Annotated in this window: 14 protein-coding genes; 5 read left to right on the top strand and 9 right to left on the bottom strand. The window is 60.5% G+C overall.

Annotation, left to right across the window (positions count from 1 at the left end; translation table 11 throughout):
- Positions 1-38 precede the first annotated feature (38 nt).
- Positions 39-1,085: a GGDEF domain-containing protein gene (locus ACZ9BX_RS08990; protein WP_476217245.1), complete on the bottom strand. Its 1,047-nt coding sequence runs from the start codon at positions 1,083-1,085 to the stop codon at positions 39-41.
- A 337-nt stretch (positions 1,086-1,422) separates the two neighbouring features.
- On the opposite strand from ACZ9BX_RS08990, the gene ACZ9BX_RS08985 reads away from it, so the two are divergent.
- The 3 genes from ACZ9BX_RS08985 (at position 1,423) to ndk (ending at position 3,939) form a co-directional block, all read left to right on the top strand.
- Positions 1,423-2,637, top strand: a complete 1,215-nt coding sequence (locus ACZ9BX_RS08985) for an RNA-guided endonuclease InsQ/TnpB family protein (RefSeq protein ID WP_476217243.1) — start codon at positions 1,423-1,425, stop codon at positions 2,635-2,637.
- A 106-nt stretch (positions 2,638-2,743) separates the two neighbouring features.
- Positions 2,744-3,433, top strand: coding sequence for a glutathione S-transferase family protein (locus tag ACZ9BX_RS08980; RefSeq protein WP_132568414.1), 690 nt, complete (start codon positions 2,744-2,746; stop codon positions 3,431-3,433).
- Positions 3,434-3,516: 83 nt separating this feature from the next.
- On the top strand, positions 3,517-3,939 hold the full coding sequence (gene ndk / locus ACZ9BX_RS08975) for a nucleoside-diphosphate kinase (RefSeq protein WP_027507359.1): 423 nt from the start codon (positions 3,517-3,519) through the stop codon (positions 3,937-3,939).
- Positions 3,940-4,013: 74 nt separating this feature from the next.
- Here the strand turns inward: ndk and ACZ9BX_RS08970 are convergent, their stop codons facing one another.
- Both ACZ9BX_RS08970 and ACZ9BX_RS08965 read right to left on the bottom strand, forming a co-directional pair.
- Positions 4,014-4,520 (bottom strand): hypothetical protein, encoded by a 507-nt coding sequence (locus ACZ9BX_RS08970; RefSeq protein ID WP_476217240.1) that lies wholly within the window; start codon positions 4,518-4,520, stop codon positions 4,014-4,016.
- Positions 4,517-5,062 carry a CGNR zinc finger domain-containing protein gene (locus tag ACZ9BX_RS08965; protein ID WP_476217238.1) on the bottom strand — a complete coding sequence of 182 codons (546 nt, stop codon included), beginning with the start codon at positions 5,060-5,062 and terminating at the stop codon, positions 4,517-4,519. The genes ACZ9BX_RS08970 and ACZ9BX_RS08965 overlap by 4 nt, the downstream gene beginning before the upstream one ends.
- A gap of 64 nt (positions 5,063-5,126) precedes the next feature.
- Here ACZ9BX_RS08965 and ACZ9BX_RS08960 point away from each other — a divergent pair, with 64 nt between their 5' ends.
- Complete coding sequence (locus ACZ9BX_RS08960) at positions 5,127-6,023, top strand: branched-chain amino acid ABC transporter permease (protein WP_476217236.1); 897 nt, start codon at positions 5,127-5,129, stop codon at positions 6,021-6,023.
- Here the strand turns inward: ACZ9BX_RS08960 and ACZ9BX_RS08955 are convergent, their stop codons facing one another.
- From ACZ9BX_RS08955 to ACZ9BX_RS08935, 5 genes are all read right to left on the bottom strand, one after another.
- Positions 6,024-6,485 carry a molybdenum cofactor biosynthesis protein MoaE gene (locus ACZ9BX_RS08955; protein ID WP_476217234.1) on the bottom strand — a complete coding sequence of 154 codons (462 nt, stop codon included), beginning with the start codon at positions 6,483-6,485 and terminating at the stop codon, positions 6,024-6,026.
- Between the two features lie 263 nt (positions 6,486-6,748).
- Positions 6,749-7,003 carry a molybdopterin converting factor subunit 1 gene (moaD, locus tag ACZ9BX_RS08950; protein ID WP_027507354.1) on the bottom strand — a complete coding sequence of 85 codons (255 nt, stop codon included), beginning with the start codon at positions 7,001-7,003 and terminating at the stop codon, positions 6,749-6,751.
- Positions 7,000-7,590: a CDP-diacylglycerol--glycerol-3-phosphate 3-phosphatidyltransferase gene (gene pgsA / locus ACZ9BX_RS08945; RefSeq protein WP_132568408.1), complete on the bottom strand. Its 591-nt coding sequence runs from the start codon at positions 7,588-7,590 to the stop codon at positions 7,000-7,002. The genes moaD and pgsA overlap by 4 nt, the downstream gene beginning before the upstream one ends.
- Positions 7,591-7,701: 111 nt before the next feature.
- The gene (uvrC, locus tag ACZ9BX_RS08940) at positions 7,702-9,741 is read right to left on the bottom strand and encodes an excinuclease ABC subunit UvrC (RefSeq protein ID WP_476217230.1); all 2,040 of its coding nucleotides are present in this window, start codon (positions 9,739-9,741) and stop codon (positions 7,702-7,704) included.
- Positions 9,738-10,505: an SDR family oxidoreductase gene (locus ACZ9BX_RS08935; protein WP_476217228.1), complete on the bottom strand. Its 768-nt coding sequence runs from the start codon at positions 10,503-10,505 to the stop codon at positions 9,738-9,740. The genes uvrC and ACZ9BX_RS08935 overlap by 4 nt, the downstream gene beginning before the upstream one ends.
- Positions 10,506-10,871: 366 nt before the next feature.
- Here ACZ9BX_RS08935 and ACZ9BX_RS08930 point away from each other — a divergent pair, with 366 nt between their 5' ends.
- Positions 10,872-11,507: an outer membrane protein gene (locus tag ACZ9BX_RS08930; protein WP_132568405.1), complete on the top strand. Its 636-nt coding sequence runs from the start codon at positions 10,872-10,874 to the stop codon at positions 11,505-11,507.
- 51 nt (positions 11,508-11,558) lie between these two features.
- Here the strand turns inward: ACZ9BX_RS08930 and ACZ9BX_RS08925 are convergent, their stop codons facing one another.
- A complete protein-coding gene (locus tag ACZ9BX_RS08925) occupies positions 11,559-12,155 on the bottom strand; it encodes a glutathione S-transferase (RefSeq protein ID WP_132568404.1) in 597 nt (198 codons plus the stop codon).
- Positions 12,156-12,188: the final 33 nt, after the last annotated feature.

Raw genomic sequence — 12,188 nt, 5'->3', positions numbered from 1 at the left:
TGGCCGAAAGCCGCGATCAAGGCAAGACCGTGCGGATGTTAGCGGCCGAAAGCTTGTACAGGCTGGCGGCGATTGGACTGGGCGGCAAGAAGCGCGACGCGGGCATTGGCCTCCAGTTGCGCGGGCGTCGCCGCGTCAGAACTCAGCGCGATACCGAGAGAAATGGTGAGCCTGCCGGGGTCACCCTTGTCGGAGGTCGCAAAAACCATGTTGTCCTCCACCGAATGGCGCAGCCGCTCGGCGATCGACAGCGCCTCGCGCATGCCCACATTGGCAAACAGGAAGCCGAACTCGTCACCTTCGGTGCGCGAGACATGGTCGTTCTTCTTGATCGACTTGCGGAAAAGGTCGGCGAGCTTCTTCATCAGCTTATTGCCGGCCTGCACGCCATATTTGGCGTTCAGCTGCTTGAAGTCGTCGATATCCACCATGATGAGCGCACTGCCGGCGACGCCTTCGTTGGGCTCGTAAAGCTCGCCGATCGCCTTCGTCAGCGCGATTCGGTTTGGCAGGCCCGTCAGCGCATCAGTCACCGATGCCGATTGCACGGCGGACATCCCGCGCTCCAGCGTCTCGATGCGTTCGACATCGGCAAGCAGCTTGGCCTCGAGTCCCGCTTCGGACGAAAGCACGCTCGTGAGCGATGCCGCGAGGAATTCCATCTCGCTCATGAAGGCTGCAAGACTCTGGTCGCCATTGCCGGAGATCGATTCCAGCAGGGCCTCCGCGGCGCGCAAAAAGGCGTGCTTCTGCCTGACGCCATCCGCCAGCCGTTCGGCGGCTTCCCGAAGGAGTTTGCCAGCTTCGCTGCCGGCGGCTTCCGCTGCAAGCCCGCAATGGCTGACGAGGCGATATTGCAGGCCGAGTGCATCGAGCTTCGCCTGCTGCGGATGGGAGCCGAGTGCTGCGATGTCGCTGGCAAGCGCCGCATTGTGACCGGCAACCGCCTCGTAGAGCAGTTCGTAGTTCCGCGGCAGGCCGGCAATGCTCAGCCGCGCCATGTGCTGCGCGATCTTCTGGGTATCGGTTAAGGGGGCAGGGCGGGCGCCCTCGTGCTGCATTGCATTTCTAGTTGCATTCTGCATGACGGTCCCTCGCTGTGCCAGCCCTAATCCGGCTGCGGCCTTGATCTCCGTTATGCCGTCAATATTTTAAAATATCTTGAATTTTCAGTTGTTTTGTCTCGCTTATTACGGATCACTGAAATGAAGTTAATGCAACCTTGAAGCGCTGCAACTCGAAACAATGGCGCCCATGAAATTGCCTGATCACACTCGCGCCGCAAACCTTTCCTTCAGGTGAGGTAAGGCGCGGTCGGGAAGGCATCTTCCTGGCAACATCCGGGAACCGTTAATCATTCCGCTGTCGGCGGCTTGCGAACATAAGGTGAACGCGGTAGCGTCGTCTGCGATGAAAGAGCGCATGGCGTACAAATTCCGCATCTACCCCGACGGGGGGCAGGCCCGCCTGTTCCGCCGCACCATCGGGTGCTGCCGCCTCGTCTACAACACCTGCCTCGAACAGAAACGCCTGGAAAGACACCGTTCCGATCCGAGGCGGCTGAGCGCCATCGACCAGAGCAAGCAGCTCGCAGACCTCAAGGCGGAGCTGCCATGGCTCCGCGAGGTTCCGCACCACTGCCTGCAGCAGGCGGTCATCGACCTGCACCGCGCCTATGCCAACTTCTTCGAGGGCCGCGCGGCCTATCCCAAGCCACGGCGCAAGTACGAAAACGAGAGCTTCCGATATCCGGACGCCAAACAAATCGCCTTTCGCGAGGGAGAAATCCTTCTTCCGAAGGCTCGATGGGTGAGGATGGTCGCTCACCGCGAGGTCGTTGGGACGGTGAAGAACGTCACAGTCTCGCTCAGCGGCGACCACTGGTACGCCTCGATCCAGGTGGAGCGGGAGGTGGCCGAGCCGACCGTCCGCGACGGGATCGACCTCGGCGGCGACCTCGGAGTCGTCAACGCGCTGGCGCTGTCGGACGGCGCGGTCTACGACCTGCCGCGCATGACCGACGAGGAAAAGCGCCGGGAGGAGACCCTCGCGCGCGTCGTCTCGAGGCGCAAGAAAGGGTCGAAGAACCGCGCCAAGGCGCAGCGGGACCTCCGGAACTTCAGGGCGAGGATCGCAAGACGTCGCCGCGACGCCAAGCACAAGGTGACGACCGCCGTCGTCTGCCGCTGCGACGTCATCTATCTCGAGGACCTCAAGGTGAAGAACCTGACAGCCTCGGCCAAGGGTACCGTCGAGGAGCCGGGGACCAACGTCGCCCGGAAGGCGGGATCGAACCGCTCCATGCTTGACGTCTCGCCGGGCGAGACCGTCAGGCAGATCGAATACAAGATGCGCCGGTCCGGCGGCGGCGTCTACTACGTCAACCCCGCCTACACCTCGCAGAGGTGTCACGCGTGCGGACACATCGAGGCGGCCAACCGTCCCGACAGGGACACTTTCAAGTGCCTCTCCTGCGGCCACGCCGCCTGCGCCGACCACAATGCGGCGCTGAACATCCTTCACCTGGGCCGCAAGGCCCGAACCGGAGGACATCCGGAGATGGCCTGTGAATCGAACCCGGTTGCGGGTCGGAAGCAGGAAGAAGACGGTAGCAGTCCCCGCGCGAATGCGGCGTGATCAAGACCGGAAGCCCCGTCCTTCACGGCGGGGAGAAGTCACTTGATCGCGGCCAGCATCTGTCGTGAAATGCAAAACCGAAACCCCCTTTTTGAAAAGGCAGACGATGACCAGAGCGCTCTATTCCCTGTGCGGTGCCGACCCGCAGAATTTCTTTTCCCCGCATTGCTGGAAAGCTGTCATGGCGCTGGCCCACAAGGGGCTGAGTTTCGAGGAGATTCCGACGACCTATGCCCGCATCCGCCAGATCGGCGGCGGTTTTTCGCCGACGGTTCCTGTGCTGGAGGACAACGGCCGTCTGGTCTCCGACAGCTTTGCAATTGCGCTTTATCTGGAGGAGGCCTATCCGGATCGTCCCTCGCTTTTCAGGGGCGAGGGCGGCAAGGCGCTGTCGCGCATGGTTGAAGGCTACTCCCAGATGGTGATTCACACCGCGATCATGCGCATCGCGCTGCTCGACATTCATGCGGTTCTCGATGAAGGCGATAAGGCCTATTTCCGCGAAAGCCGCGAGCAGCGGCTCGGCAAGACACTGGAGGAGATCGCCGCCGATCGCGAGGCGGAGAAGGCCGCATTCCCGGCTAAGCTCGAGCCCATACGGCATATGCTGAAGTTCCAGCCTTTCATCGGCGGCGAGGGCCCGCTCTTTGCCGATTATATCGTCTTTGGTGCGCTGCAGTGGCTGCGTGTCATCGCCGGTCTCTCCATGCTTGCGGCGGACGATTCGGTGATGACGTGGTTCGAGCGCTGCCTTGATCTGCATGAGGGCAGGGGCCGCACTATGACAGCGGCGTGAAATTGCCGCGTCCCCCTTGTTTTCGGGGCTGCGGGCGGGTAAAGACCGCCCACTTTTCCCGCTAAACCAGAGGATTTGACCCAATGGCGATTGAACGCACCTTTTCGATGATCAAGCCGGACGCAACGAAGCGCAACCTGACGGGCGCTATCACCAAGATGCTGGAAGATGCCGGCCTGCGCGTCGTTGCTTCCAAGCGTGTCTGGATGAGCAAGCGCGAAGCTGAAGGCTTCTACGCCGTTCACAAGGAGCGTCCGTTCTTCGGCGAACTCGTCGAAACCATGACCTCTGGCCCGACGGTCGTTCAGGTTCTCGAAGGCGAAGATGCTATCCTCAAGAACCGCGAAATCATGGGTGCGACGAACCCGGCAAACGCTGACGAAGGCACCATCCGTAAGGTCCATGCTCTTTCGATCGGCGAAAACTCCGTGCACGGCTCCGACGCTCCGGAAACGGCTGCCCAGGAAATCAAGTACTGGTTCTCCGACACTGAAATCGTCGGCTGAATCGGAAGCTCAGCCGTAAGGCTGAAGCCTTTGAAATGACTCTCGAAAGCCGGGGCCTCGCTCCGGCTTTTTCATTATACCGCTGGACACTTGTCGGCATTGCTGAAGTCGGTCGTTCCGTCCGGCTTGAAGACCTCCGGGTTCTGCGTATAGAGCGGCCCGACGACGAGCGGCTTGCTCGGCAGCACCGACTGATCGACGTCCGAGACCAACTGCGTCTTCAACTCCTGCAGCGTCGTGCCCTCGGCATCGACAAGGCGGATGTTAACGGAATAGGGCCTGTCCTTGCGGACGCAGTGCAGGCTCGGGCTCTGCAGCGTGATCTTGTCCCAGGCCGGGAAGACTTTCTCCTTGAGGATGATCGGATCGCCGCCGGCCGGATTCTCGAATTCCGCGATCGCCACGGTGCCGTCTGGAATAGGCGACGTCTTCTTGAGCGTGACGAGATAGGTGGCGGTCGCGACGCGGTAGTTGAACACGAAGATATGGCCGCTGACTTCGACCATCTTTTCCACTTCGCGCTGACACCCGGCAATCAGCGCCGCACCCAGCGCCAGCGCCGTAACAGCCTTGATCTTCATATGGCTTCCTCCTTCTTCCGGCGGTAGTGTCGGCTCGCCTTGGCGCGGTTGCCGCAGACGGCCATGTCGCACCAGGCACGGCTTTTGTTCTTGCTGCGATCGATGAACAGCCAGCCGCAATTGCGGCATATCTTCATGCGCTCCGGATCGGGCATAGCAATGAGCCGAAGCACCGAATGCGCGGTCGCGGCGTCGAGCCCGTTGGGCTTTACATCGCGCAGCGTCACGGCAAGTGTCTCGAGCAGTTCCGCGAGAAGACGATCGTCGTTGCCGGTCAGCACCTTCTGCCGGAAATAGCGGTCCGTCGCCTCGCGCAGCGCAATGAAGTTCGGCCTGTTTTCCGGAGCCACCGGCAGCACGTTGCCGAAAAGCGCGCGCTCGGCGCAGAATTTTGCCGCCGCCAGCGGAAAACTCTCCAGCTGTTCAAGCGTCGCAAAACGGTCGATGCGGCGTGATGTATTATGGCGCAGAACGACGCTGTTGGCGACATCCAGCGCCAGCGCGCCGCTGGAAAAACGATGTGCGGTCCAGGCAAAGGTCATGGCGAAAATATAACTGGCAAAATGGTTTTTGCCAGTTATATTTGCAAAGGATCCGGAGTTCTCGATGGGTTATCTTTTGCAGCAGCTGGCAAACGCGGTACCGTTGGCAGCGCTCTATGCGGCACTTGCCTTCGGCTATGCACTGGCCTTCGGCGTCACCAAACGCGCCGACATCACCTATGGTGCGATGTTTGCTTTCGCCGGGCAGATCCTGCTGCTGTTCACCGATTTTGCCTATAACCGGCTTTGGCTCGTCCTGCCCGCATCGATGGCGATCGGCGTCCTCATGTCCTTCGTCTATTCTCTCGGCACCGGCTTCTGGATCGGCCGCTCCGTTATGCAGCCGCTCGTGCGCCGTTCGCCGAATACGGTCATCGTCGCAGCCCTCGGCGTGACCATCCTGCTCATGGAGACGGCGCGGCTGGCGTCCGATACGCGGGAACTCTGGCTCTCGCCCTTTTTCAACCGCACCGTCGTTTTCTGGAGCGACGCGTCGTTCAAGGTGACGCTGACCTATATTCAGCTCATCAATACGGCGCTCATGTGCGCGCTGATCGCGATTGGCGGCCTGGTGCTCCGCCGCAGCACCTGGGGCCGTATCTGGCGCGCGGTGACGGATGATCCGCTCGCCGCCGAACTCTGCGGCGTCAGCGCAAGCCGCGTCTTCCTGGGTGCCTACGTGGCCGCCGTCTTCGTCGCCACATGCTGCGGCATCCTGACGACCTTCTACTATGGCTCGATGAATTTCGGCGCGGGCCTGCTCTTCGGCCTTAAAGTGCTGATGATCGCTGCGGCGGGCGGCTATTCCGATCCGCTGAGATCCGCGGGCGGCGCGGCCGGCATCGGCTTTGCCGAAACCCTGTGGACCGCTTACGGACCGATTCTCTGGCGGGATCTCGTCATCTTCTCGCTGCTCGTCTTCCTGCTGGTGCTGAGCAGGCGCGAGCGGGCCATTCCCTGATCATTTCCACTTGTCGCGTGCCGCGTCGTCCGCATCCTTGGCGGAGACCCAATCGCCTGCCGAGCCGTCCGTGCCATGCTCCTTCTTCCAGAAGGGCGCGGCGGTCTTCAGATAGTCCATGACGAAGTTCGCGCCGTCGAATGCCGCCTGCCTGTGCGGGGCGGCGGCGATCACCAGCACGATATTTTCCCCCGAGGCGATTTTTCCGAAGCGGTGGATGGCGGTGAGCCCAAGCAGGCCGAAACGCTCGATCGCGAGATTTGCGATGCGGGTCATCTCCGCCTCGGCCATGCCCGGATAATGCTCGAGTTCGAGCGCGGCGAGCATGCCGCCTTCGTCACGGCAGAGGCCGGAGAAGGTCACGATCGCGCCAATACCGGGCTCGGCCTTCGTCAGCCGATCGACTTCGGTCTGCAGGTCGAAATCTTCGCGCTGGACGCGGATGGTGGGGGAGATGGTCACAGCACACTCTCCGCTCGATGACGGACGACGAGGTTGCCGCATGCTCCCAGATTCCTGTGCTCGTCACAGGAATCTGGCGACGGCGCGTCCGCGCCTTGAATGATTCTTTCACTTTTGCAAGAACTTCTCCCGCGCCCAAGGACTTGGGCGCACTCGATTCCTGTGACGAGCACAGGAATGAGGGAGGAGTGTGCGGCAGTCGTCTCTATACGCAGTGTTTCCATTCGTCTTCTCGGAAACTCGGCCGTTCTGCCCGAGATATCTCACCCGCCCGTCATCGGCGGAAAAATGCCGATCTCGCGGGCATTGCCGATCGGCTCGTCGTGTTCGGCATGTTCCTGGTCGAGCGCCACGCGGATGACGTTTTCGTATTGAAGCGCCGTCTCGTATTCTTCGCCTAGCGTCTTCAGGTGGCCGAGAAGATCGGCAACGGTGACGACGGAGGAAGGAAGCGCGATGTCTTCCTCGCTCTTGCCGATCCGTTCGCGCACCCAGGCGAAATAGACAAGCCGTGTCATTCTTCGTTGTCCACGATGTGCTTCACGCCGGCGCGGAAATAGTCGTAGCCGGTATATATGGTCAAAATGGCCGCGATCCACAGAAGGCCGATGCCGACCCGCGTAGTGTAGGGGAAAATCTCGTCGCCCGCCGGACCTGCGAGCAGAAACGCGATCGCCACCAACTGCAACGTCGTCTTCCATTTGGCGATCCGCGTGACGGGAACGCTAACCTTGAGCGCGGCAAGATACTCCCGCAGCCCGGAAACGAGGATTTCGCGGCAAAGGATGGTGATCGCCGCCCAGATCGACCAGCCGGCGATTGTCTGATCCGCGGCCACCAGCAGCAGGATCGAGGCGACGAGCAGCTTGTCGGCGATCGGGTCGAGCATGCGGCCGATATTCGAGGTCTGGTTCCAGATGCGCGCCAGATAGCCGTCCAGGAAATCGGTGAGCGAGGCGATGATGAAGATCCAGAGGGCAACCCATCGCGCCGTATTGCTGATGGCGAGCCGTCCTTCGATAAAGAAGCAGAGGACGATCAGCGGTACCGCGAGAATACGGCCGTAGGTCAGTAAGTTGGGAAGACTATATGCGCGCGATGCCATGAAACCGTTTCTCTGAATGTATGTGCCCGTAGATGACGGGTTTGACCGCAAGCCGTCAACATTCTTTCTGTTTTTCTGCCGCCTTTGCGTGGAATTTGCGACCGCAGCCGCCTATTTCGCGGCATCTTCGTGAAAATGGTTGTAGACCTGTTTTGCGACCGTTTCGGAAATGCCGTCGACCGCCATGAGATCGGAAAGCGCTGCGCGCGAAACCGCCTTTGCAGTGCCGAAATGCTGCAGCAGCGCCCGCTTGCGCGACGGGCCGATGCCGCCGATCTCGTCGAGCGGGTTCTTGATCATTTCTTTCTTGCGCCGTGCGCGATGCGAGCCGATGGCAAAGCGGTGGGCTTCATCCCGCATGCGCTGGATGAAATAGAGCACGGGATCGCGCGGCGGCAGCGTGAAGCTTTCGCGCCCCGGCGGGAAGAAACGCTCACGCCCGGCATCGCGGTCGACGCCCTTGGCAACACCGATGGCAATGACGCTGTCCGCGATACCGAGTTCTTCGAGGATCGCGCGCACCGCTGTCATCTGACCTTGGCCGCCGTCGATCAGGATTGCGTCCGGCCAGGCGGGGAAAGGCATATCGGCGGCCTCAGCGCTGGATACCGGCTGCGACCTGTCCGGAATGCCGTCCTCCTTGATCAGCCGCGAGAACCGCCGCGTCATTACCTCGCGCATCATGCCGAAGTCGTCCCCGGGCGTGATGTCGGTCGATTTGATGTTGAACTTGCGGTACTGGCTCTTCACGAAGCCTTCCGGCCCCGCGACGACCATGCCGCCGACCGCATTCGTGCCCATGATGTGCGAATTGTCGTAGATCTCGATCCGCTGCGGGGCGTAGGGGAGACCGAACGTTTCCTTGAAGCCTTCGAGCAGGCGTGATTGCGACGCAGTTTCGGCAAGTTTTCGGCCGTGCGCCTCGCGCGCGTTGGCAACGACGTGATCGACAAGATCGCGCTTCTCGCCGCGCTGAGGCACCAGGATGGAAACCTTGTGTCCGGCCTTTTCGCCAAGTGCCGCCGCCAGGAGTTCTATTTCCTCGACAGTTTCCGACAGCATGATCTGCTTCGGCACCGGCTTGTCGTCGTAAAACTGCGCCAGGAAGGCGTTCAGAACCTCGGCGCCCGAAAGCTGCGGGTCGGCCTTCGGGAAATAGGCGCGATTACCCCAGTTCTGCCCGGTGCGGAAAAAGAAGACCTGGATGCAGGAAATCCCACCCTCGTGGTGAATCGCGAAGACGTCCGCCTCCTCGACGCCTGCCGGATTGATGCCCTGATGGCTCTGGACGTGTGAGAGTGCAGCCAGGCGATCGCGATAGACCGCGGCGCGTTCGAAATCGAGCTCTTCGGCAGCCGCGTTCATTTCCTCCGCCATATGCGCCTTCACTTTCTGGCTCTTGCCGGAAAGGAAATCCTTCGCCTCCTGCACCAGCTGGGCATAGCCTTCGTCGCTGATTTCGCGGGTGCAAGGCCCTGAACAGCGCTTGATCTGATAGAGAAGGCAGGGTCGCGTGCGCGTCTCGAAAACGCTATCTGTGCAGGTGCGGATCAGGAAGGCGCGCTGCAGCGAATTGATCGTGCGGCCCACTGCGCCGGCGGAGGCGAAGGGGCCGAAATAGTCGCCTTTGCGGGCGCGGGCGCCGCGATGCTTGAAGATCGCCGGGGCGCGATGGTCGCCCGTGATGAGGATATAGGGAAAGGACTTGTCGTCGCGCAAAAGCACGTTAAAGCGCGGCCGTAAGCGCTTGATCAGATTCGCTTCCAGAAGCAGCGCCTCGGTCTCCGTGCGCGTCGTCACGAATTCCATATGCGAGGTCAGGCGGACCATCTGCGCGATGCGGTTGGAGTGGACCCGGCCCATCGCATAGTTGCCGACGCGCTTCTTGAGGCTGCGCGCCTTTCCGACGTAGAGCACGTCACCGTCGGCATTGAACATGCGGTAGACGCCGGGGCTGTTCGGCAGCCGCTTGACGAATTCGCCGATCAGTTCCGCGCCGGCAAGCCCGCTCTCGTTGCCGCCGCCTTCATTCCAGTCGATCGCAGCCGGCACCGGCGCGGCGGAAAGGTCGCTTTCCACCTCGATATCGTCTTCGTTTTCGTCGGTTTCATCGTAAAGAACACCGCCATCGGGCAGCTTCTTGGCATTCATTCCTTGATCTCCAGCACATCCGGCGTCTGCCACGCGAGATGCTGGCCGCCGTCGAGTGCAATCATCTGACCCGTGATCGAGGGCGTCTCGAACAGAAAGCGAATCGTCCGGCCGAATTCCTCCAACGCAGGTCCTCGCCTCAAGATAAGGGCTGCGACCTGCGCTTGGAAGTCTTCCTGCAACTGCCGTTCGCTTGGGATCGAGGGACCAGGCCCGATGGCGTTGACGCGAATCTTCGGAGCAAGTGCCTGCGCCATCGTCTGCGTTGCGGTCCAAAGCGCCGACTTCGACAGAGTATAAGAATAGAAGCTCGGCCGCAGCGCCCAGACGCGCTGGTCGATGACATTGACAACGAGGCCGGTGGACGTTTCCGGCAGCTGGGCGGCGAATTGCGCGGCGAGGATCGAAGGCGCCCGGACATGCACGGCGAAATGTTCGTCCCAGACACCGGCATCCATCTTTCTCAGCGAATCTTCGCGGAAGACCGAGGCATTGTTGACGAGCAGATCGATGGGGCCAAGCTGGTCTACGGCTCTTTTTATAAGGGCTTCCGTCTCGTTTATTTTCGTGAGGTCGCCTTGCATTGCGACGGCGTTTTTGCCTTGGCGCCGCAATTCCGCCGCAACGGCCTCGGCCTCGTCGATCGAGCTATTGGCATGAATGGCAACGGAAAAGCCGTTTTCCGCCAAATCCTCGACTATCGCCCGGCCTATTCTCTTGGCAGCTCCGGTTATGAGCGCCGCCTTAAGTCTTTTCTCGTTCAAAAGCGTGCCTTCTGGTCCTGCGATTCTCGGTGCGTTTCTATATAGGGGCAGGCACAGACTATATAAATAGGCCGTGACGGTTGCCTCTGTTGCCGGTTTATTCTATGTAGTATTTGAGAAATGAAGTTCATAAACTAAGTATTGTCAGATTAACCAATCGTTATGGTTAACAAGTATTCTGTTGCTCTGTAGCAACATCGAATTTCAGCCGCTTCTCCGCCACAATCATTTCACAATTTGGCTCTCTCAAATCCGCAATTGCGCTCCACTTTCGACCTCGATCCGAGAGGGACATCTAGTAATTTCTCGCGAATGCTTCGGCGTAGGATAGTTTACGCAGGGCGCGGGATCGAAAGGAGAATAAGTATGCGTACATTTATTGCCAGCCTGATGGCATCCGCCTTCGTGATCGCCGGTTTTTCCGCCGCCAACGCTGCCGACGCGGTCGACCAGGTTCCGGAAGCTCCGGTAGCGCAGGCCGAGCCGGCCGCTCCGGCAGGCAACTGGGAAGGCTTCTATCTCGGCGGCGCGGGCACCTATAATAAGGGCAACTTCGGTGCAGACCGCGACGGTTACGCATTGGGCGGCCAGCTCTACACGGGTTACAACTGGCAGAGCGGCCAGATCGTCTATGGTGTCGAAGCCGATCTCGGTTATTCCGGCCTCGACAGCACGTCGGACGGCATCACCAACAAGAACCGCTTCAATGGCTCCGTGCGTGGCCGCGTCGGTTACGACCTGAACCCGTTCCTGCTCTACGCGACGGCTGGTGCCGCTGCGGCGAACAACAAGGTCAGCGGCTTCGGCGAATCCGACACCAACACGGCTTTCGGCTACACCGTCGGCGCGGGTGCGGAAGCCCTCGTGACGAACAATATTACGGCACGTGTCGAATACCGCTTCAGCGACTATCAGAACAAGGACTTCGATCTCGGCGCTACGAACGTATCGCGCGGCTATGACGAACACAGCGTCAAAGTCGGTATCGGCGTCAAGTTCTAAGTTGCCGAAAATACATGATGAAAGCCGGGCCTCGCGCCCGGCTTTTTCGCCTCAGCCGTGCGGCTTGAGTTCCCGGTATGCAGGGAATTTCTTCTCGAATTTGCGTGCCCAGTCGATCAGTTCCGGATGGTCGGCTTCCCACTGGTCTTTGAAGCGTAGTTCCAGATAGCCGATCGTCGCCGCAAGCGCGAAATGGCTGCCGTTCAGTCTCTTTCCGATCTTCGGCGGATGCGCACTGATATGGTTCAGGCCGCTGACGGCCTTCTTCCACTGCCGGTCGATCCAAGGCTGGTGCACTTTCTCCTCCTCGCGGAAGCGGCGCTCATAAATGATCGCCAGCAGGCAATCGCAAATGCCGTCGCAGAGCGCTTCCAGAATTTCCGCCTCGGTTCGCTTGCCGTTCTTCGAAGGGTAGAGCTTGCTGTTCTTGAGCCGCCCGAAATAATGCATGATCGTCACGCTGTCGAAGACCGAAAGCCCTTCATCGGTCAAAAGCGTCGGGATTTTGCCGAGCGGGTTGTTGTCGACGAGGACCGCCGGGCCGGCATTGGTATCGACGCGGATTTCGGTGACGCCGAGCTCCAGATAGTGCGCGGCCATGAGCACCTTGCTGGAATAGGGCGATGTCGGAGAGCAAAGCAGCTTCATGGTTCACCTCGGAAAGCGGTTTCGGCGCGGGAC

It is taken from the genome of Rhizobium sp. USDA 3886 (genome assembly GCF_056279785.1).
Note: the sequence above shows the minus strand (reverse complement) of the source record. Positions and strands in the feature narration are given on the sequence as shown.

What these genes read in the sequence shown, in the direction of transcription:
- ACZ9BX_RS08930 (WP_132568405.1), top strand. Translation starts at nt 10,872, where the DNA reads ATGCGTACATTTATTGCCAGCCTGATGGCATCCGCCTTCGTGATCGCC.
- ACZ9BX_RS08990 (WP_476217245.1), bottom strand. Translation starts at nt 1,085, where the DNA reads ATGCAGAATGCAACTAGAAATGCAATGCAGCACGAGGGCGCCCGCCCT.
- ACZ9BX_RS08970 (WP_476217240.1), bottom strand. Translation starts at nt 4,520, where the DNA reads ATGAAGATCAAGGCTGTTACGGCGCTGGCGCTGGGTGCGGCGCTGATT.
- ACZ9BX_RS08960 (WP_476217236.1), top strand. Translation starts at nt 5,127, where the DNA reads ATGGGTTATCTTTTGCAGCAGCTGGCAAACGCGGTACCGTTGGCAGCG.
- ACZ9BX_RS08965 (WP_476217238.1), bottom strand. Translation starts at nt 5,062, where the DNA reads ATGACCTTTGCCTGGACCGCACATCGTTTTTCCAGCGGCGCGCTGGCG.
- pgsA (WP_132568408.1), bottom strand. Translation starts at nt 7,590, where the DNA reads ATGGCATCGCGCGCATATAGTCTTCCCAACTTACTGACCTACGGCCGT.
- moaD (WP_027507354.1), bottom strand. Translation starts at nt 7,003, where the DNA reads ATGACACGGCTTGTCTATTTCGCCTGGGTGCGCGAACGGATCGGCAAG.
- ACZ9BX_RS08985 (WP_476217243.1), top strand. Translation starts at nt 1,423, where the DNA reads ATGGCGTACAAATTCCGCATCTACCCCGACGGGGGGCAGGCCCGCCTG.
- ACZ9BX_RS08925 (WP_132568404.1), bottom strand. Translation starts at nt 12,155, where the DNA reads ATGAAGCTGCTTTGCTCTCCGACATCGCCCTATTCCAGCAAGGTGCTC.
- uvrC (WP_476217230.1), bottom strand. Translation starts at nt 9,741, where the DNA reads ATGAATGCCAAGAAGCTGCCCGATGGCGGTGTTCTTTACGATGAAACC.
- ACZ9BX_RS08980 (WP_132568414.1), top strand. Translation starts at nt 2,744, where the DNA reads ATGACCAGAGCGCTCTATTCCCTGTGCGGTGCCGACCCGCAGAATTTC.
- ndk (WP_027507359.1), top strand. Translation starts at nt 3,517, where the DNA reads ATGGCGATTGAACGCACCTTTTCGATGATCAAGCCGGACGCAACGAAG.